The 22,976-nt window shown below is 43.6% G+C and carries 20 protein-coding genes; 16 read left to right on the forward strand and 4 right to left on the reverse strand.

The genetic code is table 11. The features are described 5' to 3' along the window. Nucleotides 1-15 precede the first annotated feature (15 nt). The 6 genes from bioA to bioC are packed head-to-tail and all read left to right on the forward strand — an operon-like array spanning nucleotide 16 to nucleotide 5,935. The gene (gene bioA, locus ACR32F_RS03775) at nucleotides 16-1,365 is read left to right on the forward strand and encodes an adenosylmethionine--8-amino-7-oxononanoate transaminase (RefSeq protein ID WP_440116292.1); all 1,350 of its coding nucleotides are present in this window, start codon (nucleotides 16-18) and stop codon (nucleotides 1,363-1,365) included. 5 nt (nucleotides 1,366-1,370) lie between these two features. Next, nucleotides 1,371-2,105, forward strand: coding sequence for a dethiobiotin synthase (gene bioD / locus ACR32F_RS03780; RefSeq protein WP_440116294.1), 735 nt, complete (start codon nucleotides 1,371-1,373; stop codon nucleotides 2,103-2,105). Continuing rightward, the gene (bioB, locus tag ACR32F_RS03785; protein ID WP_440116296.1) at nucleotides 2,102-3,106 is read left to right on the forward strand and encodes a biotin synthase BioB; all 1,005 of its coding nucleotides are present in this window, start codon (nucleotides 2,102-2,104) and stop codon (nucleotides 3,104-3,106) included. Before bioD ends, bioB begins: the two co-directional genes overlap by 4 nt. A gap of 12 nt (nucleotides 3,107-3,118) precedes the next feature. Then, nucleotides 3,119-4,297 (forward strand): 8-amino-7-oxononanoate synthase, encoded by a 1,179-nt coding sequence (gene bioF, locus ACR32F_RS03790; protein ID WP_440116298.1) that lies wholly within the window; start codon nucleotides 3,119-3,121, stop codon nucleotides 4,295-4,297. Beyond that, nucleotides 4,294-5,085, forward strand: a complete 792-nt coding sequence (locus tag ACR32F_RS03795) for an alpha/beta fold hydrolase (RefSeq protein ID WP_440116300.1) — start codon at nucleotides 4,294-4,296, stop codon at nucleotides 5,083-5,085. The genes bioF and ACR32F_RS03795 overlap by 4 nt, the downstream gene beginning before the upstream one ends. Next, nucleotides 5,072-5,935, forward strand: coding sequence for a malonyl-ACP O-methyltransferase BioC (bioC, locus tag ACR32F_RS03800; RefSeq protein WP_440116302.1), 864 nt, complete (start codon nucleotides 5,072-5,074; stop codon nucleotides 5,933-5,935). The genes ACR32F_RS03795 and bioC overlap by 14 nt, the downstream gene beginning before the upstream one ends. A gap of 19 nt (nucleotides 5,936-5,954) precedes the next feature. Here the strand turns inward: bioC and ACR32F_RS03805 are convergent, their stop codons facing one another. After that, nucleotides 5,955-6,521, reverse strand: a complete 567-nt coding sequence (locus tag ACR32F_RS03805; protein ID WP_440116304.1) for a TetR/AcrR family transcriptional regulator — start codon at nucleotides 6,519-6,521, stop codon at nucleotides 5,955-5,957. A gap of 166 nt (nucleotides 6,522-6,687) precedes the next feature. Between ACR32F_RS03805 and ACR32F_RS03810 the strand changes: the two genes are divergently transcribed. The 4 genes from ACR32F_RS03810 (at nucleotide 6,688) to ACR32F_RS03825 (ending at nucleotide 9,654) form a co-directional block, all read left to right on the forward strand. Continuing rightward, on the forward strand, nucleotides 6,688-7,614 hold the full coding sequence (locus ACR32F_RS03810) for a ketopantoate reductase family protein (RefSeq protein WP_440116306.1): 927 nt from the start codon (nucleotides 6,688-6,690) through the stop codon (nucleotides 7,612-7,614). Between the two features lie 151 nt (nucleotides 7,615-7,765). Beyond that, nucleotides 7,766-7,981, forward strand: coding sequence for a DUF4395 family protein (locus ACR32F_RS03815; protein WP_440116308.1), 216 nt, complete (start codon nucleotides 7,766-7,768; stop codon nucleotides 7,979-7,981). 93 nt (nucleotides 7,982-8,074) lie between these two features. Continuing rightward, nucleotides 8,075-9,408, forward strand: a protein-coding gene (locus ACR32F_RS03820) for an IS3 family transposase (RefSeq protein ID WP_440108848.1) whose coding sequence is annotated in 2 segments (ribosomal slippage) — nucleotides 8,075-8,476 and nucleotides 8,479-9,408 — 1,332 coding nt in all. Because the reading frame shifts where the segments join, the coding sequence is not laid out codon by codon here. Between the two features lie 42 nt (nucleotides 9,409-9,450). Beyond that, nucleotides 9,451-9,654: a DUF4395 family protein gene (locus ACR32F_RS03825; protein WP_440116310.1), complete on the forward strand. Its 204-nt coding sequence runs from the start codon at nucleotides 9,451-9,453 to the stop codon at nucleotides 9,652-9,654. A 152-nt stretch (nucleotides 9,655-9,806) separates the two neighbouring features. Here the strand turns inward: ACR32F_RS03825 and ACR32F_RS03830 are convergent, their stop codons facing one another. Further along, nucleotides 9,807-10,523, reverse strand: a complete 717-nt coding sequence (locus tag ACR32F_RS03830; RefSeq protein ID WP_440116312.1) for an NPP1 family protein — start codon at nucleotides 10,521-10,523, stop codon at nucleotides 9,807-9,809. Nucleotides 10,524-11,131: 608 nt separating this feature from the next. Here ACR32F_RS03830 and ACR32F_RS03835 point away from each other — a divergent pair. The 4 genes from ACR32F_RS03835 (at nucleotide 11,132) to ACR32F_RS03850 (ending at nucleotide 18,187) form a co-directional block, all read left to right on the forward strand. Further along, entirely contained in the window at nucleotides 11,132-12,013 is an 882-nt protein-coding gene (locus ACR32F_RS03835) for a diacylglycerol kinase (RefSeq protein ID WP_440116314.1), read from the forward strand. A gap of 283 nt (nucleotides 12,014-12,296) precedes the next feature. Then, complete coding sequence (gene rlmD, locus ACR32F_RS03840; RefSeq protein ID WP_440119672.1) at nucleotides 12,297-13,847, forward strand: 23S rRNA (uracil(1939)-C(5))-methyltransferase RlmD; 1,551 nt, start codon at nucleotides 12,297-12,299, stop codon at nucleotides 13,845-13,847. Nucleotides 13,848-14,115: 268 nt separating this feature from the next. Further along, the gene (locus ACR32F_RS03845; RefSeq protein ID WP_440116316.1) at nucleotides 14,116-15,030 is read left to right on the forward strand and encodes a hypothetical protein; all 915 of its coding nucleotides are present in this window, start codon (nucleotides 14,116-14,118) and stop codon (nucleotides 15,028-15,030) included. A 376-nt stretch (nucleotides 15,031-15,406) separates the two neighbouring features. Next, nucleotides 15,407-18,187, forward strand: coding sequence for a TrlF family AAA-like ATPase (locus ACR32F_RS03850; RefSeq protein ID WP_440116318.1), 2,781 nt, complete (start codon nucleotides 15,407-15,409; stop codon nucleotides 18,185-18,187). Nucleotides 18,188-19,001: 814 nt separating this feature from the next. On the opposite strand, the gene ACR32F_RS03855 is transcribed toward ACR32F_RS03850, so the two are convergent. Further along, on the reverse strand, nucleotides 19,002-19,208 hold the full coding sequence (locus tag ACR32F_RS03855) for a DUF2536 family protein (protein WP_440116320.1): 207 nt from the start codon (nucleotides 19,206-19,208) through the stop codon (nucleotides 19,002-19,004). Nucleotides 19,209-19,582: 374 nt separating this feature from the next. Here ACR32F_RS03855 and ACR32F_RS03860 point away from each other — a divergent pair, with 374 nt between their 5' ends. Next, nucleotides 19,583-20,563: a tRNA dihydrouridine synthase gene (locus tag ACR32F_RS03860; RefSeq protein ID WP_440116322.1), complete on the forward strand. Its 981-nt coding sequence runs from the start codon at nucleotides 19,583-19,585 to the stop codon at nucleotides 20,561-20,563. A gap of 392 nt (nucleotides 20,564-20,955) precedes the next feature. Here ACR32F_RS03860 and ACR32F_RS03865 read toward each other — a convergent pair whose 3' ends face one another. Further along, entirely contained in the window at nucleotides 20,956-22,011 is a 1,056-nt protein-coding gene (locus ACR32F_RS03865) for an ankyrin repeat domain-containing protein (protein WP_440116324.1), read from the reverse strand. A 373-nt stretch (nucleotides 22,012-22,384) separates the two neighbouring features. Between ACR32F_RS03865 and ACR32F_RS03870 the strand changes: the two genes are divergently transcribed. Then, nucleotides 22,385-22,954 (forward strand): SF0329 family protein, encoded by a 570-nt coding sequence (locus ACR32F_RS03870; protein WP_440116326.1) that lies wholly within the window; start codon nucleotides 22,385-22,387, stop codon nucleotides 22,952-22,954. Nucleotides 22,955-22,976: the final 22 nt, after the last annotated feature.

Consider the following 22,976-nt stretch of genomic DNA (forward strand, 5'->3'; position numbering starts at 1 on the left):
GGAAGGTGATATCTTGTGACACTTTATGAACGGCTTGCAGCTATCAATAAGGCTCATTTATGGAACCCTTTTACGCAGATGAAAGATTACAATAACTCCGATCCTCTCATCATTGAACGAGGCGAAGGCATCATGCTGTATGACGTCCAGGGACGTGCTTATTATGATGGCTTCTCCTCGGTTTGGCTTAACGTTCATGGACATAACGTACCGGAGCTGAACCAAGCAATAACGGATCAGTTGGAACGTGTCGCACATTCTACTCTACTCGGAATGGCTAATGTGCCCGCTATTGAGCTTGCAGAAAAACTAGTAGAGATTTCTCCAGAAGGATTAAATAAAGTATTTTATTCCGACTCGGGAGCAACCGGTGTCGAGATCGCAGTGAAAATGGCGTTTCAATACTGGAAGAACCAAGGTGAAACCGGGAAAACGAAGTTTATTACGATGAATCAAGCCTATCACGGAGATACGATTGGTGCGGTAAGTGTTGGTGCAATTCCGTTGTACCATGATGTGTTCCGTCCCATGCTGTTTCCTACGTATGTCATTCCATATCCTTACGTTTATCGACATGAGGACGGCGAACAGGAAGCGATGGAAGCTACGTTAACCGCATTGCGTAATTTACTTGAATTCAGTGCAGATGAAATCGCAGCAATCATCGTGGAGCCGATTGTGCAAGGGGCTAGTGGCATCCTTATTATGCCAGAGGGCTGTTTACGCGAGATGGCAGCACTTTGCCGTAAATATGACGTGCTGATCATAGCCGATGAGGTGGCGACAGGCTTCGGTAGGACAGGCGCTATGTTTGCTTGTGATCTCGAAGAGGTATCACCTGATTTGATGGTGATAGGCAAAGGTCTTACAGGCGGCTATTTGCCTGTGGCAGCGACACTGGCAACAGATGAGGTGTACAACGCATTTTATGCCAATTATGAAGAGCAGAAAACATTTTTCCACGGACATTCCTTCACAGGTAACCCGCTCGGCTGCGCCGTTGCTTTAGCTAGCTTGAAACGGTTTGAAGTACGCGACATGTTAGAAGGTGTAAGAGCAAAGGCGTCTTTTGTAGAGCACAAGCTCTTAGCGCTTAAAGATTCTCCGCACGTCGGTGATATCAGGCAAAAGGGACTGATGATAGGAATTGAGCTTGTACGGGATAAGGCTACTCGGGAACCGTACGATTGGGCCGAACGAATCGGCGTTAGGGTAACCCAACGGGCCAGAGAGCTTGGCATGCTTACGAGACCGCTTGGTAATGTTGTTGTGTTCATTCCTCCTCTTGCTAGCACAGAGGCTGAGCTTGATGCAATGATCGATATCTTAATGAAATCCATTTTTGACATCACCGAAGGTGGTTAGGAAACATGAATGTGATTCGCGGATTATTTGTAACAGGTACGGACACAGGTGTTGGGAAAACAATCGTTACAGGGGCTCTTGTTGCTGCCCTTCGTGCTGAAAAGCGGAATATAGGCGTCTGGAAGCCCGTACAGTCCGGGGGACTTCTTAGCAGCGGAGAAACCGATGCAGAGCGTCTGTTGCAATACACCGGAATTGTGGCGCGGACCGAGGATGTGGCGACATTTACATTTCAGGCTGCTCTTGCACCGATGTTCGCCGCGAGGCAGGAAGGGGTGAGTGTTACGTTACGAGATGTGATCAACGCTGGTCTGCGGATATCCGGCCGATATGAAGCTGTACTCGTTGAAGGGGCAGGGGGTGTAGCTGTTCCACTGACCGAGGATGCTTTGGTAGTCGATTTGATCTCGGAGCTTCGGTTACCAACCGTGATCGTTGCGCGGACAGGTCTGGGTACAATTAATCACACACTGCTCACTGTGTCATATCTGCGACAACATAAGGTTCCCATCGTGGGTTTTATTTTGAACGACGGTCACTTGGACGAGATTCATAACGACCCAAGCATTAGAACGAACGCGGAAGGAATTGAACGATATGGCGGTATACCCTTTCTTGGACGCTTTCCCCGTCTGACAGGAGAGATCCACACCAAATTGTTGATCGAAATGATTCAAGCAAAGATCGATCTGGCACCCGTCAGAGAGGCTTTGGCAATTCAATCATGGGAGGATAAATGAACATGAGAACAGCCTCGAATCATCCAGAGTGGTTATCGCTTGCAAGCAAATCCTTGAAAGGGGAATGCCTGACCGTTGAAGAGGGGCTTGCCGTGCTGGAAGCAGACGACGATGAGGTCCTGCCGCTCTTGCAAGCCGCTTTTCATGTGAGACACTATTTTTACGGCAAAAAAGTAAAGCTGAATATGATCATCAACGCTAAGAGTGGTCTGTGCCCCGAAGATTGCGGGTATTGCTCACAATCCATCGTATCAACCGCACCCATCCCAAAATACAGCTTGCTCGACAAAGACACGTTGCTTGCAGGAGCACACGAAGCTATGGCTCGTAAAGCAGGAACCTATTGCATTGTGGCTTCAGGGAAAGGTCCCACGAATAAGGAACTGGATCAAGTTGCAGAGGCGGTAAAAGAAATCCGTGAAACGATGCCACTTAAAATCTGTGCTTGTCTAGGAATCTTGAAGGACGGTCAAGCAGAACGTTTGGCTGAAGCAGGTGTGCACCGATACAATCACAACTTGAACACAAGCAAGGCTAATTATCCGTCCATAACCACAACTCATACCTATGACCAGCGAATTGAAACAGTGGAAAAGGTAAAAGCATACGGCATGTCCCCCTGCTCCGGTGTCATTATCGGTATGGGTGAAAGTAATCAGGAAATTGTCGAGATGGCTTTCGCACTCCGCAAGCTTGATGCGGATTCGATTCCGATTAATTTCCTGAATGCGATACCGGGGACCCCTCTGGAAAGAGCAGGACGCACTCCGGCTATGAAGGCGCTCAAGGTACTGGCACTATTTCGGTTCATCTGTCCATCGAAAGAGATTCGTGTGGCGGGTGGACGCGAGATCAACCTCCGTACGCTGCAACCTTTGTCACTGTATGCTGCTAATTCACTCTTTGTAGGTGATTATTTAACAACAGCAGGTCAGGAGATATCGAATGATCATCAAATGATTGAAGATTTGGGTTTTGAGATTGAGTTAAATGCACTTTAAGGTGGTACGAATATGAACTGGATGGAAAAAGAGCTTGCATTATTGGCTGATGCCTCCAATGAACGTTACTTACGTGACAGTGCTACGGTTCCAGATTGTCCAGGTTATACGTTGAGAGGAGAGCGGGTGCTCCTCAACCTGGCCTCCAATAACTATCTAGGACTTGCACAACATCCTGCTATCATCAATACGATTCGCGAGACGCTTCTAACCGAAGGAGGAGGCTCGGGGGCATCCCGTCTGGTTACTGGTAATCGACCGCTTTATGGCCCTCTAGAAGAAGCATTGGCCACTTGGCAGCAGAGTGAAGCCGCACTTGTGTTTGCGAGTGGGTACATGGCTAATACCGGGGTCATTCGTGCACTTATGGGCCGGGACGATGTGGTTTTTAGCGATCAATTAAACCATGCCAGCATAGTGGATGGTATTGTGCTGAGCCGCGCGGAACATGCTCGGTATCGACATAATGATATGGAACATCTGAAGGTGTTATTGAACAAACATCGGGATAAACCACGTAAGCTGATTGTTACGGATGCCGTCTTTTCAATGGATGGTGATCAAGCACACTTGCGTGAGCTCGTTGCCCTCAAACAAGAGTACGGGGCAATTCTGATGGTGGATGAGGCGCACAGCGGGGGGATCTACGGGAAACAGGGCGAAGGACTGTGCTTTAAGCTTGCTCTGCATAATGATGTGGATGTGCATATGGGGACGTTTAGCAAATCATTCGGTTTATATGGAGCTTATGTCTGCGGTAGTCGAACATTAATCCGCTATCTCATCAACAAAGCAAGGCCGCTCATCTATTCGACGGCATTGCCGCCTTCTCTCGTAGCTGGTATTTCAACAGCGTTAACTTTGGTAAAAGAGGATCATTGGCGGCGCGAACGTCTCTACTCAGCAAGCAAATTATTTCGTTCTTCGCTTTGTGATGCCGGATTTAACGTTGGGACCGGGGACTCTCCTATTGTACCGGTAATCGTCGGTGATAACGAAAGGGCTCTTCGTTTCAGTGAGGCACTTGAAGCAGGCGGTATTGCTGGGGTCGCCATCCGACCGCCCACTGTTCCTGATGGCACCGCGCGAATTCGCTTCTCCTTATCAGCGGACCATACCACTGAGGAACTGAATGATGCCAGCGCACTAATCTGCAAAATCGGGCTTCAGTTGGGGGTGCTGAACTCATGAATGCTTTGGATAATAATCCGCTGCAAATCGAGCAAGAGACAAGTGGAACCATATTATGGCTAACGGGATGGAGCATGCCAGATACGGTGTTTGATCACCTTCGCCTGTTATTGCCTGATTTTCGTCATGTTTCTGTAGATTACAGTGCCGCCGATTCTTCAGAAGAAATGCTGAGCTTAACTGAAACAGCAGTTAGGGATATGTTATTTGTTGAAGAGTCAGCTTGCAGGGAGAGAGTGCCCCGCGGTCCACTTCTGATAGCAGGTTGGTCACTCGGAGGTTTACTTGCGCTCAGACTAGCGGCTAAAGGTTATGGGAATGGCCTTGTTTTGTTCGGTGCAACAGCTCGTTTTACCCGCTCAAAAGAAGAGTTTGACCGTGGCTTAGCAGATGCATACGTTAGGAAGATGATCAAAGGGATTTTAAAGGATCGACATGCAGTTGAAGCCCATTTTCGAAAGATCATGTTTACGGAGCAAGAGTGGGAGGCAGGTCTTGCTGGACGTCTACCTCAAATGGGTAGCTGGACAACTCAAGCAATGCTAGCAGGTCTTCAGATTTTGAGAAGCGAGGAATGTTTGACTCAACTGCCCAATATTGATTGTCCGGTTCTTCTTATTCACGGGACTGAGGATATGATATGTCCTCACGGTGCTGGCTTGGAACTTATGACTCAATTACCTCAAGCCAAGTTAATTACATTAACGGGCTTCGGGCATGCACCCTTTTTGGGAAATGAAATACACGTAGCTGATGAATGGAGGAGATGGTGGCATGACCATTGGTAGAAGTAGTGCTGTCCAACGCCAATTTAATCGCAGTGCCATGTCTTATGATGCGCATGCTCATGTTCAGCGTTCTATGGCGGATCAGCTAGCAAGATCTCTCGCAGAATGGAAAAACAAAGGGTTCATAAGTGATCCGAGCATTCTCGAAATCGGTTGTGGCACAGGGGCTTTGACTCAAATCCTAGTCAATGAATGGCCTAGTGCGAAAATTACTGCACTTGATATTGCACCCGAGATGATTGAAGTGGCTTCAAAACGTTTGCTGACGGAACAGCATTCAGGTGTTGAAAAGTGTGTGGTGGATCGTTTACGTTTTCTGCAGGCGGATATTGAAACATGGGTGCAACATGCTCCCGAGTCCTCGGTGGATATCATTGTCTCCAACGCCTGTTTTCAATGGCTAAGTGATCCGCAGGAGACACTGGGTCATCTTCGGCGCATTCTGCGCCCCGGAGGCTTGCTGTTCTTTACCACATTCGGGCCGGATACATTTCGTGAAATGCATGAGGCATTTAATGAAGCTTATCGAGCCAAAGGAATGGAACCACAGCGGCACGGACTGTCGTTTCATTCGCCAATCCAATGGGAGATCATGTTTGAGAAAGCCGGATATTCAGGTTTTAATTGTGAGCGTTCGATTCATATAGAAAAGTATGTTTCTGCCAGAGATTTTCTGTATTCGGTTAAAGGAATGGGAGCTAGCACTTCAGAAGCAGTAACGATATCTGGGCACAGTTTACGACGGTTGTTTACTAATATGTACAGGGAGTACGAGGATAGGTTCAGCACGCAGGAAGGAATCACTGCGACATATGATCTCCTATTCATTCAATCCGTGGCCCCTTATTAATCATGGAATTACAGCGATATTAACCCTTTACCGAAGAAGGAAGAATCAGATGAAGCTCCAGCAAAGACATCAATTCTTCGACGATCTCCTCCGCAGGATATGGCATGGCATTCATAATCCACCATTCCATCAGGCCAGCAGCGGCAGAAGCCAGAAATTGCACAGTGATCTCCCTGTTGATCCCCTTGTGAATGCCACACGCATCAACCTGCTCCTCGACACCCTGAATCAGGATCGCCATCAGCCGATTACGGAAAGCGGGAATTCCTTTTCGGGTTAATAGCGTGGTATAAACGGCAGCGTGCTCTTCCAGGTAACGGAAGGTGCGAAGCAATGCTTCCTTGATGGTCATGGGAGTTGTAGGATTCTCGACCATACAGCTGTCAACCAATTGCTGCAAATACGTTTCGATGCTTTGATCGAGCAGATCGAATTTGTCCGTGTAATGTAAATAGATTGTTCCCCGGTTTACATTGGCCCGATCAGCAATATCGTTTATCGTAATTTGCTCGAAATCCCGCTCTTCCAACAACCCGATCAATGCCTCGATTATGGCCTTTCTTGTTTTGACAACTCGTCTATCCATGGGCCCTCCTCTGATGTTTTCAACAATATGGATTCATTCGTTGATTATTCAACAATAACGGATATTTTAACGATTGAAGCACTGCAGGTGCTTTGTTACTCTTATTTTATCAACAAATGTTGATAAAGCAACGATTATCCATAAAAATCGAATAGAGGGATAAGCGATGAGAATATTAGTGTATGGTGCAGGCGTTTTGGGTAGTCAGCTGGCGCACATTCTAGTGCGCGGGGGAAATGACGTCACCATTCTGGCGAGAGGGAAGCGAGCAGAGGAACTGGAGCGGGATGGTATCGTTATTCGTCATATGTTTCAATTGAAAACGACAGTTGATCCGGTTCGGGTAGCCCGAACGTTGGAAGTGGACGACAAATATGATCTTGTTTTTGTAGTCATGAAATATAACGATTTCCCATCGGTGTTACCTATTCTGGCGGAAAATCAGAGCAGGAACATTGTGATCGTTGGCAACAACGCAGATGCACGAAGCATGCAGACCTTTTTGGAAGCGAACAGTCGGGTAGAAAAACGGATCGCTTTCGGTTTCCAGCTGAGTGGAGGACGGCGGGAAAAGGATCGCATGATATCCATTGGTGGAGGAAGCGGACAAATGGTGATTGGTAGTCTGGACGGTGAGATAGGCTTTAAATCTTTGCTGGAACAAGCCTTTGAAAAGACGAAATACAGACTGAATTATTTGGATAATATTGATGCCTGGCTGAAAAGCCATATTGTGCCCATTCTGATGCTTAATGCGGTGAGCTTCAATGAGAAGCGTGAGATGACCAGGCTGGACGGGAACAGAAAGCAACTCCAGCATATGATTGGGGCGCTGGAAGAAGGATTCGACGTGCTTGAAGCCATGGGTATATCGATTGTACCGGAGAGTCAGGCCAAACTGATTCGCAGGCATCCACGAATGATTTACTTTCTGTTGAAAATCTATAGTATGCTTCCGACGCATAAACTGGTTTCGGGTGCTTTTGGTGAGATCGAAGCGTTAAGTGATGCATTTACCGATTGGAAAAAGGCAACAGGTACCCCGACTCCCCATTGGGATGTGCTGAAAAGAGATTTCTCGATCCTTAAGTGAAGTGAAATTTCACTGTCAAACGGGATTCCTTCCTCATTTACAGCGATGAAATGACAGCCAATTCTCACAATAATATCTTCCCTGTTGCTCATTGCCCTCATACGGACTACAATAAAACCAACTAATAAAATAGGGATAAGGAGGTATAGAGATGCGAGAAGTGCCCATGCGCTATGTCAAAGCGAATCAGATCGGAATTGTACTGTTTGTGTTGCTCTCGTTTGTGTCTAATCCACTATTCATTCTGGGAGTATTGTGGGTCATTCAAGTGGTTGGTCTAGCTTCTGGTGGCAGGTTTAATCTATTTGTACAGATTGCAAAGGCAGTGCTTCGAGGGAAAGGTAAAGAGACCCAGGCGGTGGAGTAAACTGTACCCTATAGAGTAGACACTTTGAAAAAAGTCTCTCTATGGGGTATTTTTGTTGTATGCCACGAACGAGACGAGGATGGAGATAAGCTGATGAGTAAAAAAATGTTTACAGATCGAGAAATGAAACAACTTTCAAAAAACCCATATGTAAAGTCCGTATCGACCAAAGGGATTACGTATACAGACGAGTTCAAGCAACTCTTTATTGCATCGAATCAGCAAGGAAAGCCGCCCAGAGACATTTTTGAGTCCTGTGGGTTGGATGCGGAGATCGTTGGAATGACTCGCATCGAAGCCGCTGCCAAACGGTGGAGAGCCAGATACAGAGAGCAGGGCGATTTAGGTTTACACGATGCAAGAGGCAAGCATTCAGGAAGACCTTTAAAGCGAGAATTAACCTTGGATGAGAAGAACGCGAGACTCGAAGCGCAGATTCGTTTGCTCCAAGCAGAGAATGAACTCTTAAAAAAGATTCGGATGGCCGAACGGGGGTGGAACCACGAGTAAAACTAGTGCCTGGTCTTCGATACAGATTGATTCGATTCGTGATTCAGAAATACCATCTAAGGCGGATGGTGAGTGTTTTGTGCGAGGTCGCAGGTGTCTCTAAAAGCGGCTACTACCGCTACTTTAGCGCTCCAGCCATCCACAGACGCCATCGGAGCGAACAGGCCGATGAAGAGTTGCGCGTTCACGTCAGCCGGGCCTTCCATTTTAAAAAGCGCTACAAAGGTGCACGCTCCATCAAGATGACACTGGAGGGAAAGTTTCAAATCGTCTGGAACCTCAAGCGAATCCGAAGAATCATGAAGAAATATAGTATCGTATGTCCTATTCGAAAGGCCAATCCGTACAAGCGAATGATGAAGGCGACCCACGAACATCGGACCGTGCCTAACTTGTTACAACGTAACTTCAAACAGGGCGTGCCGGGCAAAGTGCTTCTAACCGATATTACCTACTTAACTTATGGAAAAGGGAAACGAGCCTACCTGTCCACCATCAAGGACAGCTCCACCAATGAAATTCTGGCTTACCATGTGTCGGAACGAATTACCATGGATCTCGCGACAAATACGTTGCTTCACTTACAGAAGAATCGAAGATGGAAGAAGACCAAAGACGCGTTCATTCATTCGGATCAAGGTACCCACTATACCCATCCGGATTTTCAGAAGAAAGTGAAACGTATGGGCTTTGGACAATCCATGTCCAGACGAGGGAACTGCTGGGATAACGCTCCGCAGGAGTCGTTCTTTGGTCATTTTAAGGATGAAGTATTGCTGAAGGACTGCACCACACTGGAAGAAGTCAAACGAGAAATTAAATCATATATGACCTACTACAACCACTACAGATACCAATGGAACTTAAAAAGGATGACCCCTGTAGAATACAGAGATCACCTTCTTCGGGCCATGTAGGTCTTTTTTAGAAATGTCCTTTACATAGGGTACAGTTTAGAGTTGCAACGGTTTAATAATGTTCTGGCCGTACTGTTTCTGTCTCTGGCACTCCTCTCGTTCTCTCTGAGCTGGCAGGCAGCAGGTTATGTATTCTCCGTGATGCTTCTCGCGGCTGCAAGTGCCGCATTGCTCGGTTATTGTGTGGGCTGCACCGTTTATTTCTGGTACAAACAACTTCGTGCAGGTAGGAAGATTGGCTTCTGAATTAAAATCAGGTGAGACTGCAAAAATGGGGATGTTCCATAAGTCATGAATATGACGGGGGACATCCCTTGTTAGCGTTATTTTGTTCTAACGTAGAAAGACACAGAGCAAGAGATTGAATATGTTGATCAATAGCAATAACCTAGACTCATTTATCTAAACCAGGCCTTGTTTAAATTGTTCGTAAAATTGCTGTCGTTCAAAGGGACATTTGCGCTGCCAAAGTCTGTTGTATTGAGTGCATTACGTGCTGCAGGTGTCAGATCGTCCCATCCAATTAAAGGCTGCATTCCACCCACGGTACCGGTAACGCCAAGTTCATGGTTTAGAGGCCAGGTACTATTGTAGCTAATTAAAGGATTTGTGCCCTTCAGGTTTGAGCTACTTGGGGCAATATTGGTGAACTGCCCATGCCCAGAATAGGCAATGGAGAGGATCTGTGGGTTAGCTGCTGCGGGATTGTCTACCCATACAACGATGCCCTCCCAATCATGACGATGACCGAGGCCAGAGGAAGGGGAGTCTTTAGGGAAATACCATGCGTACATAATCGCCCATACGCCATTGTGCCATGCTGAACGGGAGTACACTTGTCCTGTACTTGAGCTGCAGTTTCCATTATGGGTGCCGGAGGTCTGCAGGCCTGCATTGGTATTGCCCTGTTGATCGACCGCAGGAAAAGGGACACATCCATGATAGACTTTTAAGTAAGGTTGGAAACGCTTTGCTGCTTTTTGCGTGACGGTGACGGGGCTTACCTCCTGGAATCCGACAACCTGATCATGACTAATAACTGCCGCCTCAACGGCTGTAACAAAGGGAATACAAGCCAAGAGCGAAACCATGAGCAATAATACGAGTTTTTTCATTTGTAAATCTCCTTCATGGGTATGATTTATAATTTATTGAGGTGTACTATGACTATATTGGAAGAGTATTCATCTTATTTGTCTTCTTATTTGGATTTTTGTAAATTTATGTGCGATTCCTCTTTCTGGATGATAGGAGTGTAAAAGACTAATTCCTGCCCAGAGGGGCAGAATGGTGATGGACGGTTGTGAATGACAGGAAATCAAGGCGATCCGATTCAAGATGGGGGTAAGAGGTTTATTTTGTAAAGGATAGATAGGATCGAAAGCAGTAATAAGGATTGAATATTCAATTTAGAGTGGTGTGCAGTGCTAGGTACATATTGAACTTATCATCTTAATGTAAAATGTGGGTATGCGTTGATATGAAAAAAATTACTTATTCCTTATAGGCTAGGACATCTTCACATTTGATGATATGATAGAAGCTAAAGGCTTTGGAATGAGACGGAATTCTTTATGCATAGATATAGGTATGGATGAAGATTCGAGCAGGATTAACAGATGTGAGTGATCGTGTTAAATTGTACCTTTCTGTGGACGCTTGTAATGGAAAGATAATGAGGTCGTTCAAACTCATGGATATTGTGGAATAGGTGGCGTATGAGATGAAAAAAGCTCGTTTAATATATAATCCGACCTCTGGCCGGGAAGAAATGAAGAAACGTCTGGCTGATATCTTGCAGCGTTTGGATCAAGGTGGCATCGAAGCCTCGTGTCACGCAACAACGGGTGAAGGAGATGCAACCCGGGAAGCTGAACTCGCGATTGAGCGAGGGTATGATATGATCATTGCCGCTGGTGGAGATGGTACGTTGTACGAAGTAATTAACGGTATGGCCGAGCGGGAGAATCGTCCTCCGCTGGGTGTATTTCCTTTGGGTACGACGAATGATTTTGCGCGCGCGCTGGGTATTCCAAGACAATGGGAAGATTACGTCGATCTGGTCATTAATCAGCAACTTCGTCCGCTCGATCTGGGCAAGGCGAATGATAAATATTTTATTAATATTGCGGGCGGTGGCTCGTTAACCGAATTGACCTATGAGGTACCAAGCCGTCTGAAAACGATGATTGGGCAACTGGCCTACTATATGAAGGGTATTGAAAAAATGGCAAGCCTCTCTCCGCAGGAGCTGATTATCCGCGCTAATGGTCAGGAAGAAATTCATGATGAATTCATGTTATTCCTCATCGCCAATACGAACTCCGTCGGGGGCTTCGAGAAGCTGGCTCCGGGTGCGACTATTGATGATGGTCTGTTCGATGTGCTTGGTGTGCGCAAATGTAATCTGGCCGACATGATTCGCCTCGTGACGCTTGCGCTCCGTGGTGAACATCTGAACGACAAGAAGGTCATTCATTTCCAAACGGATCATATGGAAGTGACGTCGCCAGGATACGTGCAGCTGAACCTGGATGGAGAGCTGGGCGGCACATTGCCGGCCACATTTACAAACCTGCGTCATCATCTGATGTTGTATCGTTAAATACTAAAAAGAAAGAAGTGAATGTACGTTGTCTAATACGAACCGCAGCGGTCGTGGAAAAAACCGCCGGAATTCGGCTGCCTCTCAGGAGCAAGGGAACGCTTCAGTGTCCCGTCAGCCAAGTCAATCATCTCGTCCATCTACACGTCAGCAAGGGAAAGAGGTGCGGCCACAAGGCGCATCTCTTTCTGCCGTTCGTCCGAAGGGACGTGCGCGTGAATCTGCCTCAATTGAGGGACTGCCTGTCAACAAAAATGAAGAGACCGTCATCGACATCATTGGCATGAACCATGACGGGGAGGGTGTAGGTCGTGCGAGTGGATACACTCTCTTTGTGCAGGGTGCGCTTCCAGGTGAAACCGTGCGCGTACGTGTGATGAAAACCAAGAAGCAATATGGCTACGCCAAGTTGCTGGAAATCGTGAAGGCCAGCCCGGATCGTGTATCCGCGCCTTGCCCGATCTACGATCAATGCGGCGGCTGCCAGATCCAGCATATGAGTTACGCTGGTCAGCTTGCGTGGAAACGCCAGTTGGTGGTAGATAATTTGCAGCGGATTGGCAAGCTGAACGTGATGGTGGAGGATGCGGAAACGTTGGCATCCAACGTGCAGGAAGATGAAGAGGGCGCTGAACAGCGTGTGCAGAATGATGCTTTAGTTGTTGAGGCGAAGCTGGAGGAACGGTTGGTACAGGATGAGAATCAGGCAACTCAACCTGGACAAGCATCTTCTGAAGCACAAATGATTGGAAGTAATCGTATTCGTTTTCGTCTCGAAGGTGTCATGAACGAAGAAGATGCGGAGCAAGGCATTCGCGTACTGCCTACGATGGGCATGGACGAGCCATGGCGCTATCGGAACAAGGCACAGGTGCCCATCGGTGCAGCAGAGGGTGGCTTGGTGGGTGGATTTTACGCCAAAGGAAGCCATCGGATCATCGATATGGACACCTGTTTGATTCAGCACGAGCATAACGACGAAGTGGTTGCGAAGGTCAAGGAGATTGGGAGTCATTTTGGAATCAGTGCCTATAACGAAGAGACAGGTCGTGGCTTGCTGCGTCACGTGGTCGTGAAGAAGGCTTTCCGTACAGGCGAGATGATGCTCGTCCTGGTCACCAATGGACGAGACATCCCTTACAAGGACGAATGGATTGGTAGTATCCGTGAAGCGATTCCGCATGTCGCGAGCATTTGCCAGAACGTGAACAAGAAGCAAACGAACGTCATCTTTGGCGATGAGACTCGCGTCCTGTGGGGCCGTGATGTGATCTATGACTTTATTGGCGATGTGCAGTTTGCCATCTCTCCGCGTTCGTTCTATCAGGTGAATCCGGTGCAAACGGAAGTGCTGTATGGCAAAACGGTGGAGTACGCAGGCCTGAGCGGCAAAGAAACCGTCATTGATGCCTATTGCGGCATCGGTACGATTTCTCTTTTCCTGGCGCAACATGCGGATCAGGTGTATGGGGTGGAGATTGTGCCCGAAGCGATAGAGGATGCTCGCAGCAATGCGCTCTTGAATGAGATGAAGAACGTCAAGTTCGAAGTCGGCGCTTCCGAGGATGTTATCCCTCGCTGGAAAGAACAAGGCATCGAAGCCGACGTCATTGTAGTCGATCCGCCGCGCAAAGGCTGCGATCCACGTTTGCTGGATACAATCCTGGAGATGAAGCCGGAGCGAGTGGTGTATGTGAGCTGTAATCCGAGTACATTGGCACGTGATCTTCGTGTGCTGGAGGATGGAGGGTACCGTACGGTTGAGGTAACGCCGGTGGATATGTTCCCTCACACGGTTCATGTGGAGTCGGTGGCTTTGTTGGTTAAGGAGTAATGCTTGAGCTCTTGTTTGTATTTTTATCAAATAGGAATAGTGTAAGCTGTCATTTTTAAGGTATTTTTGTACAAATAAGACCTCAAAATGGGCTGTCTTGGAATGGCAGCCCAAATCCTCATTTCTATAACCCAAATACTAAAAATTACGGTAAAATAGAGCCAGTGGAGTTAAGTATCATCTGTGTGGGTTCTTCTAATAGTTTTAGAAATGAAATTAATCATGATTTGTTTAATGAATTTTTTAAATAAGAGGAAGTGAATTTAGAATGAGGATACTTGTTTGCGAAGAACTGATTAATGATCTTAATGTGAATATTGACAAAATTAAAGATATGTCTTCACAATTGAATAGAAGCAACTATGAAGCATTTTTTGTTTACTCATTTGCTTTATTTGAAAGTAGTATTTGTGAGGCTTTACGTCGAATACTAGCCGCCTTTCCCGAAAAGCTATCAGATGAAAAACAGCCGAAAATTAAAAATTCAGATATTTTCAATAATATTTATTCATCTAATTACATAGTCGATGCTATTATTAATGCCGAAATTAAATCTATTTCAAAAGGTGATGCATTAGCTCTTTTGCAAAAAGCACAAAGTATTATGGCTATTGAATTAATGTTTGATAAAGGGGCAATAGAGGAGGTCTCAGAATATAGAAATAGATTGGCTCATGATAATACAATATCAAGAAGGGAATATATTCTAGGTGGACAAACTAGGAAAAGTAATAACCTCTCATTAGAGAAATCCATGAATCTTATAGATATTTTAACAAAAGTTTTATCGGAAATGGAGTTGTGTCTGAAAACGAAGTATCAAAAATATACAAAATATAAACTTATTAAAGATTTATGGGGGGAAATTTTTAATACCTCTTTATTAAAGTTCGAAGATTGTATATTAATTAGGAGAGACGCATTTAATAAGAATACCAATGTGGTTGGTTTAAATTTTGATCATTTTGAAACTGTGGTGAAATCAATTTCTTCAGGGGAGAAATTCTTTTTATCATTTTTATTGCAACAGTATTCGAGTAGTATAAATGATAGATATTTTAAGTTCCAAGATATACCTGGTTTAGTATCTATATCTTCTAATACAAAAATCAATAAAATTCTGCATGTATTTAATATCTATCCTAACTTGTTCAATGGAGTAAGTATAGATGGTGCTGTATGATGTATAGTGAAATAGTTAAGTTTTGATGAGATAGTGGTGCCAATACCTTACTTTAACACCTAATAAGGAAAGTCTAATCAATATTTCAAAATAATAGACTTTGTACTAACTCATGCATTTTAATAGGTTTTAACGTAGTTGGTAGAAGTGTGATTCAGTTACAGCGAGAATACGGTGAGAAGCAAACCATATATCTTTTCCAAGACCTTATAATCGGACGGCAGAAATGCTGTCTTTTTTTAGCGTTAGAGGCTTCATATTGTGACAATGTATAGAGAATAGACTTGAATGTTATCTGAAATAGGCGGATTTTGCAGGATATAATTGCTATTTGTTGAATATAGTCTCCAAGAAGATAATTCTAGGAGGTTGAGACTTGGAATACAGGGGAACGAGATGGTACAAGTGTGATCTTCATTTACATACTCCAGCCAGTAAATGCTTCAGAAATAAGAAAGTTTCAGCTGAAAATTGGGTTCAAAGATGCTTAGATCAAGGCCTTAAGTGCGTCGCAGTTACTGACCACAATACCGGTGAATGGATTGATGAAATAAAGCAGGCGGCACTTGCAACCGAGCTTATTGTTTTTCCAGGTGTTGAGATTACTTGCAGTGATGCCAAGGTTCATTTGCTTATAATTTTTGACCTTGATAAGGGTAGGGTTGATGTAGAAGATTTCTTAATAGAGACTGGAATAGAAAGATCGGTTTTTGCACAAGATACTGCTTTTTCAAGTATGTCTTTAGACAAAGTTGTAAAAATTGCTGAGAAGAAGAATGCTTTAATAATTCCTGCACATATTGATGAATTTAATGGAATCTCAGAGGCAGGATATGCCAACCGTGATCTGTTTCTGAAAAATAAATCAATACAGGCTGTACAAGTTGTTCATAAAGAATTTGTTGAAAAAGATAGCTTTACAAATGAACAAATAATTGTCAACTTGGATGATTATTATGGAAAATCAATTGGTACTGATTATAGGAAAGAGTGGGCAAGTACTGTAAATCAAGCACTTACTAATAATAAAACTATATTGACGTTTTCAGATAATCCCCATGATGAGGGCGATTCACAACATGGACTGTGGGGAATTGGGAATAGATACACGTGGATAAAAATGAGTGAAAGTGTGAGTTTGGAAAGTTTAAGACAAGCACTACTATTACCGAAATTTAGAGTTAGAAATGATTTTAATATGCAACATAACCCATATAAAATTCCTGCTCTATGGATTAAGAGTATTAAAATCTCAATGACAGAAGTAACTAATAGTCTACAACCTTTTTATGTGGAATTTAGCCCTCAGTTAACAACAATCATCGGAGGCAGAGGCACTGGAAAATCTAGTATATTTAGATTCCTAAGAGGGGTACTTAATAAATCAGAAGATCTTTCTTCGTTGGAGAGCATACTCAAGGAGCAAAGTGATTTTTACAAGTTAAAAGACCCGAGGGATAAAAAGGGAGTACTGAATAATGGCTCCCAAATTGAAGTTATATTCTATCGAAATAATGTAAAGTATAAAATCTCAGTAAGTAATTTTACAAGAATAAATTCGGAGTCAAAAATTGAAGAGTGGCTACCAGAGGAAAGTTGTTATAGTGTTGTGGAACTCGACGGTTTTTTAGAATTCTTTGATGTCGATATCTTTTCGCAAAAACAAATTTATGAGATTGCTCAAACGCCCAATGCGCTTAGAAATAGAATAGATAACTCAGTTACAGAAATGACTCTATTAACAGAACAGTTATCGAACAAGAAATTAGAATTCCTTGAACAAACTGCAAGAATAAGAAAAATTCAACAACGCACAAGTACTAAAAATAAAATACAAACTGAAATCATTGATAATGAAAAACAAATAACCTCCTATAAAGAAAGTGGCTTCGAGAAAATTTATAAAGAACATCAGTCGTTTAAAGAAGATTCAGTTATTCTGAATTCTGTTCGAGAGAAACTCAATAATAAGAAAGATGAATTTAAACAGTTCGTTGAAAAATTCGAGAAATTTGAAATCAATAATTTGATAAATAATATTTCTGAAGAGTACAGAGATGAGCTTTCAATTATTTATCAAAATACTTCTCAAGAGATTAAGCAATTATCAATAGAATTAAAATTGATAAACGAAAAACTATCGACTTCCATAGACAAAATGGAGGTTGATTTGGAGAATTCAGATTGGAAAAGAATAAAAGAGGATGTAAATAGTCTTTTCGAACAGAAAAAACAGAACTTGCTCGCGGAGGGGATTGAAGATCTACAAAACATTGAACAATTACATGTGAATGGAGATACGAAAAAACAAGAACTACAAGCAATAACAGAACTTGAAGAGCAACTATTATTAGAGCATACGAAGAAAGAAGAGATAAAAAAGCAATACATCCAAATTCGGAAAGATGTAACTGTTCATAGGCAAAGATTTGTAAACAGTATTATGAACTCTGATAATTTGAAGATAGAAATAAAACCGTTTAGAGACAAGGAATCATATCGCTCACAAATCAGAAGTCTTCTTCAAAGGGAAAATGGCTTCGAAGAAGATGTAGATAAGTTAATTGAAATCGTATTTAACGGAAATGTTCAAAAGCGGATTGATTTTATTTACAAACATTTTATAGATCTTAGAAATAGTGGCTCGAATACTACATCTTTTGGAGGAAGATTTCAAACCTTAATAAGGGGATTGGCAGAATCCCAAATGGATGAAATAGAGTTAACCTTCCCTGAAGATGAGATCGTAGTTTTGTATAAGCCAAATAATGATAGTGGTTTCAAACCACTATCTAATGCATCAGCTGGACAAAAGACTTCTGCGATTCTAACGTTCATTTTGTCTTTTGGCGATAAACCAATACTTTTAGATCAACCTGAAGATGATCTTGATAATCATTTAATTTATCAATTAATTGTAAAAAGATTGAGAAAGAGTAAGGAAAAGAGGCAGGTTATCATAGTTACTCATAACGCCAATATTCCTGTTAATGGTGATGCTGAGTATGTTATTGCACTGAATTCCGAAAAGAAAACTATTGAAGTGCTTTATGAAGGTGCAATTGAACAACCTGAAATCAAAAAAGAGATTTGTGAAGTAATGGAGGGTGGAGAAACTGCCTTTGGTCTTCGGTCAAAACGCTACCGAATAGATTGAAATGGTAGCAGTGTGTTTAAATTACAGGATTATTCATATTTACTAGAAAGGTAGATAAGCCGTTTTCTATTTCATTAAAAGAAGCTCAAGCGCTTATGATTAAATCCCCATTTTTGAGACATTGAAAAAGACCCTATGTGGAAAACTGGCGTCGGTACTCTACCAGCGTCAGTTTTTTAGTTTTAGTTGCAGCCGTTTTCGGCTGTATAAGCGAATATATTTTTCGATTTTTCTTTATACTTTGGTAACCGTTCGGATATGATAAGGATAGAGCCCTGCCGTTTTGAGATGCGAAAAGAAGCTCTCCATAGAGGCGTTGTCATAACAATTTCCTCTGACATTCAAATTAAATTGTAAATATATTCTTACAGATTTTTGTCATATTAAAAAATGAATAGTATCATTTGTACTATTCATACTCTGGAGTGTAACAGGCTTTACGAATTCGCGTCTTCTTGTTTTGCCTGCTACATGGGGATAAGTACTACCGCAGGTAGCGTCAGTGATCTGTTTTTCAACCAGTTAGCCGTGAGTAAGTAAATAGAAACCACTAGCGATAGACTTACAGTTTGAAAGTGGATTATTATCCGTGCCAAACGAATACTGAATAAAACAAAGTATATTGTCGCAGATCAAATACAAGTTCCAATAAGCGGGTAATGCTTTTCTCCTATCGGGTTTGGTTGACGGCCAACCGGCTTCAATCTGACCCACCATTGATGTCGAGGCTTTTAGTTGCTTATAAAAACAGAAAAAACCGGATTGTCCTTTTGTGAACAATCCGGTTCTTTACTATTCAGAATTACTGGTCTCATCAATCTGAGGCAAAATGCACGACTGCACTATATAACATCTTGTTGCGAAAAGGGTCAAACGTCACTTGATGCTGAACTTGCTTCACCCTCAGCAGCAGCGCTTTATTCATTCCGATTCGTTCTTCAATTGCCCGTGCTAGTTCATGGAAGTCATAGGCCTGCAAGCATTCGACTTTGTCTTTGATCATATCCAGCGAAATTTCCATATTTAATTCGGCCTCCTCCAAATCTCAATTTGCAGGTTAAAAGCCTGCCGAGCTTCATTTTAGAGGAGCTTTTCCAGTTCGGCAAGAGTAATCGTGCTGAAAATCTAATAAAGACGTGATAAAATCGGGAAAGGACTATTCTGGATTTACCTAGCCTTTAATAAATAGAAGATCTATTGGAAGTAATAACAGATACTGATGTTTGAACGAAGATACATTTGCATGGTATAAGTGAAGAAGCAAGGACATCAAAAGATGAATTGCAACGAAACTGCTAATGCTAATGTAGATGATAAGCATGCAGATGCATGAGTTGCGATTTTTACTATTAAGAGGGCAAAGACTGTCCTGGTATGTATAGAGGAGCTTTTGAGATGACAAAGGAAAACTTTTGGCGTGATTTGCCACGACCATTTTTTATACTGGCGCCCATGGAAGATGTGACGGATGTTGTGTTTCGCCATGTCGTAAGTGAAGCGGGCAGACCGGATGTGTTTTTTACGGAGTTTGCGAATACAGAGAGTTATTGTCACCCGGAGGGGAACAAAAGTGTGCGCGGGCGTTTGATTTTTACAGCAGATGAACAGCCGATTGTGGCGCATATCTGGGGAGATAAACCGGAGTTCTTTCGTGAGATGAGCATCGGTATGGCGAAAGAAGGCTTTAAAGGTATCGATATTAATATGGGTTGCCCTGTAGCGAATGTAGCGCAGAATGGAAAGGGAAGCGGTCTGATCTGCCGTCCCGAAGTTGCAGGAGAAATCATCCAGGCGGCCAAAGCCGGGGGACTGCCCGTCAGTGTAAAAACAAGGCTCGGTTTTACTGCCGTAGACGAATGGCGGGACTGGTTGACCCATATTTTGCAACAGGACATTGTGAATCTGTCCATCCATCTGCGGACGAGAGAAGAAATGAGCAAAGTAGTCGCTCACTGGGAATTGATTCCGGAGATTAAGAAGCTTCGTGATGAGATAGCCCCCAATACACTGCTGACGATTAACGGGGATATTCCTGACCGTGAGACAGGAGTTAAGCTGGCGGAGCAATACGGCGTGGATGGCATTATGATTGGACGGGGTATTTTCCAGAATCCGTTTGCTTTTGAAAAGGAGCCGAAGGAACACAGCAGTGAGGAATTGCTTGATCTGCTGCGGCTGCATCTGGATCTCCATGATCAGTATTCAACAGAGGAGGCACGTTCGTTCAGCCCCCTTGCCCGCTTCTTCAAAATATATGTTCGTGGATTTCGAGGAGCAAGTGAACTCAGAAATAGCCTGATGAACGCTAAGTCAACAAGTGAAGTGCGTACATTGCTCAATGAATTTGGCAGCAAGGATCACAATGAGGCGGAGTAACGTGGAAGTTAAGTTGCTCATTGCTAAGGGAATGTGCGAAATGGAAGAGGAAAGACTGGAAAACCTTGTGGTTGTTTAAATATAAAAAAAAGCTAAACGGCATTGCTTCCAATAATCTTGGGAGAAAGCAGTTTAGCTCTTTTGCATTATTTCTATATAAATTGAACTAAAGAATATGTACACTTGCCACTACGATGACAGAACAACCTTCCAATCGCTGTTATCCCCAGATTTTTTGATTCCCTTTTTAAAGGGGAAAATCCGGGGATAAAGGCGAACGCTCCGCTTTTTCAGGTTATTTCTGTCCTCTCCGTTATGGTGTAAATGTTTAGTTCAATTTATATAGCTAGATAGATAAAGAATATGACCGTGATTTTAATATGTCTAGAACATTAACGCGTATACTCCGGTTGGGCCATCGCGACGGGCTGAGGGTTGGCAAGTACCCATAACACCGCCAACTCGCATAATCTGGCAGGCGCATCATAATCTGACCCATTGCGAAGCCTGCTGACCAAGTCTTTTGACTCTTGGAGAAGTGCCGGGGCTAATGGTACACCAGTGCCCAGATGGCGAATCAACGCATCCAGCATCTTACGATATTGGGCATCCCAGTTTCCACCGCCATTATCCAGTACTTCATGGGACATGCGCCCTGTGATGCGGATAACCTCTCCCTGTACCGTTTGGGCATGTCCCTGGGCTGGGATGAGATATTCCCACAGCTCTTGGTGCTGTTTGGGCCAAGTGGTTGCCTTTACCTGAATGGGTGCAGTCCCATCGTGCATGATCCGATTCGCTACCGGCTCGACATCAAATAGCTGGTACAGCTTGATCAGTGCGTCTGAGACTTCGTCAACCTTGTCCTTATTGAACTTGTCCCGCACGAATTCAAAATCCTTGCCAATTCGCTTTACCGACTCTTTCATAGTTGGGGTGACCGATGCTCCGGCATCCAGCAGGATCGTGGAAATCTCCGCCAGATTGACAATATCTCCATTCCGGCTATTCACTAATCCCTTAGCTAATGGGGTATTCCCCTGTTTATTCTCTACGTTGATATCAGCACCTTGGCTTACCAGCTCTTTCACCACTTCGGTTCTATACGCATTGACTGCTGAGTGCAACGGTGTTTCATTACTATAATCAACAGCATCCAGCTCGGCACCCAATTCGAGGAGCAAGGCTGCATTTCCTGACCAGTGTGCAGCATGGGCGTGTAAAGGCGTGCGTTGATATTTGTCCCGTGCGTTGATATCGGCCCCTTGCTCCACCAGCCATCGAACCAATTCATCGGAAATCTGTCGAAAGCTGAGAGCTGTACCTTTGCTGTAGCCCCCGGAGGCATCCCATTCGCATTGCTCAAAGACCTCTTTTACGGCAGCGATATCATTATCTTTAACGAGTTGCTCCATATGAGCAGGTAATGTTGTTTTCTTCTTAGCCATTAAAGGTTCCCTCTCCTTGTGAATAGCAAAGTATTTTCCAATGATAGGCAATGATAGTTTAATAGAAAGCAGATAATTTTCTGCAAGTTTATCACATAGAGAATTCAAAAACCAATAACTGGATTCATTCCATCTGAGTCGTTAAACGCCAATCTTTTCTCCCTAGCGACAATAAGTTGGAATAAGAAAAAAAGGCCCATAGCTCATTCAACGTGTGAAGTTGGCCCAGATGCAAAGCTTCTAATCAATATGAGACGTCAATTTGTTTTGCTATGTTATAATTTAAGTGAATGTCGATACTGGAGACGGATTGAAAAAAATTTAAAATGATTGCCGCAATACTGGCGGTAGGCTTTTGAAAATAGGAGGATATATGTCCTGGAGCAAATTGAAGCAAAATCTGGAGAGTTTCCTCTGTCCGGCGTTAGTTGGTAGGGTCGAATACCGCGCAACAAGTTACCGTTATTTACTTGGTAAATCAGGGGATTGTTACATTACCGTAGATAAAAAGAACGTACTCAATATGAGTGATACCACAACCTCAATCCGATGGTACCAGACGGATCAGGAGATCAAGAACGATCCCAATATCCAAATTCCTATCAGCAACGAAGAGATTGAAGCCATCCGAAAAGAGTCCAAAGGGGCCGTTCCCGAGGATCGTCTTCAAGTCATGGCAAGAAGCAGAAAAATCTCCGTACATGCCAAAGAGCTTTTGTTGGTACAGGCCGCATTAAGTAAGTCGAATTTCACCGTTGCAGCTACTACGTTTTTATCTTCTTCTATAGAGGACAATCTGGAGAGTAATGATATTTTATTAAATATTCTGGCTTTGGTGGACAGACGAGTTGGCAAAAAGCGAATTTTGAATATGTCCGAGCAGATCAAGTTAAAGCATCCAGCTGTGCAGTTTTTTTATGAATTAAGGCGGAGTACGTTGTAGGTCAGTTGAATATTATGTATTG

Origin of the sequence: Paenibacillus hebaui (assembly GCF_051934385.1) — a bacterium.
GTDB lineage: Bacteria > Bacillota > Bacilli > Paenibacillales > Paenibacillaceae > Paenibacillus.

What these genes read in the sequence shown, in the direction of transcription:
- ACR32F_RS03835 (WP_440116314.1), top strand. Translation starts at nt 11,132, where the DNA reads ATGAAAAAAGCTCGTTTAATATATAATCCGACCTCTGGCCGGGAAGAA.
- bioD (WP_440116294.1), top strand. Translation starts at nt 1,371, where the DNA reads ATGAATGTGATTCGCGGATTATTTGTAACAGGTACGGACACAGGTGTT.
- rlmD (WP_440119672.1), top strand. Translation starts at nt 12,297, where the DNA reads ATGAACCATGACGGGGAGGGTGTAGGTCGTGCGAGTGGATACACTCTC.
- ACR32F_RS03845 (WP_440116316.1), top strand. Translation starts at nt 14,116, where the DNA reads ATGAGGATACTTGTTTGCGAAGAACTGATTAATGATCTTAATGTGAAT.
- ACR32F_RS03795 (WP_440116300.1), top strand. Translation starts at nt 4,294, where the DNA reads ATGAATGCTTTGGATAATAATCCGCTGCAAATCGAGCAAGAGACAAGT.
- ACR32F_RS03815 (WP_440116308.1), top strand. Translation starts at nt 7,766, where the DNA reads ATGCGAGAAGTGCCCATGCGCTATGTCAAAGCGAATCAGATCGGAATT.
- ACR32F_RS03865 (WP_440116324.1), bottom strand. Translation starts at nt 22,011, where the DNA reads ATGGCTAAGAAGAAAACAACATTACCTGCTCATATGGAGCAACTCGTT.
- bioC (WP_440116302.1), top strand. Translation starts at nt 5,072, where the DNA reads ATGACCATTGGTAGAAGTAGTGCTGTCCAACGCCAATTTAATCGCAGT.
- ACR32F_RS03870 (WP_440116326.1), top strand. Translation starts at nt 22,385, where the DNA reads ATGTCCTGGAGCAAATTGAAGCAAAATCTGGAGAGTTTCCTCTGTCCG.
- bioF (WP_440116298.1), top strand. Translation starts at nt 3,119, where the DNA reads ATGAACTGGATGGAAAAAGAGCTTGCATTATTGGCTGATGCCTCCAAT.
- ACR32F_RS03830 (WP_440116312.1), bottom strand. Translation starts at nt 10,523, where the DNA reads ATGAAAAAACTCGTATTATTGCTCATGGTTTCGCTCTTGGCTTGTATT.
- ACR32F_RS03860 (WP_440116322.1), top strand. Translation starts at nt 19,583, where the DNA reads ATGACAAAGGAAAACTTTTGGCGTGATTTGCCACGACCATTTTTTATA.
- ACR32F_RS03855 (WP_440116320.1), bottom strand. Translation starts at nt 19,208, where the DNA reads ATGGAAATTTCGCTGGATATGATCAAAGACAAAGTCGAATGCTTGCAG.
- bioB (WP_440116296.1), top strand. Translation starts at nt 2,102, where the DNA reads ATGAACATGAGAACAGCCTCGAATCATCCAGAGTGGTTATCGCTTGCA.
- ACR32F_RS03810 (WP_440116306.1), top strand. Translation starts at nt 6,688, where the DNA reads ATGAGAATATTAGTGTATGGTGCAGGCGTTTTGGGTAGTCAGCTGGCG.
- ACR32F_RS03805 (WP_440116304.1), bottom strand. Translation starts at nt 6,521, where the DNA reads ATGGATAGACGAGTTGTCAAAACAAGAAAGGCCATAATCGAGGCATTG.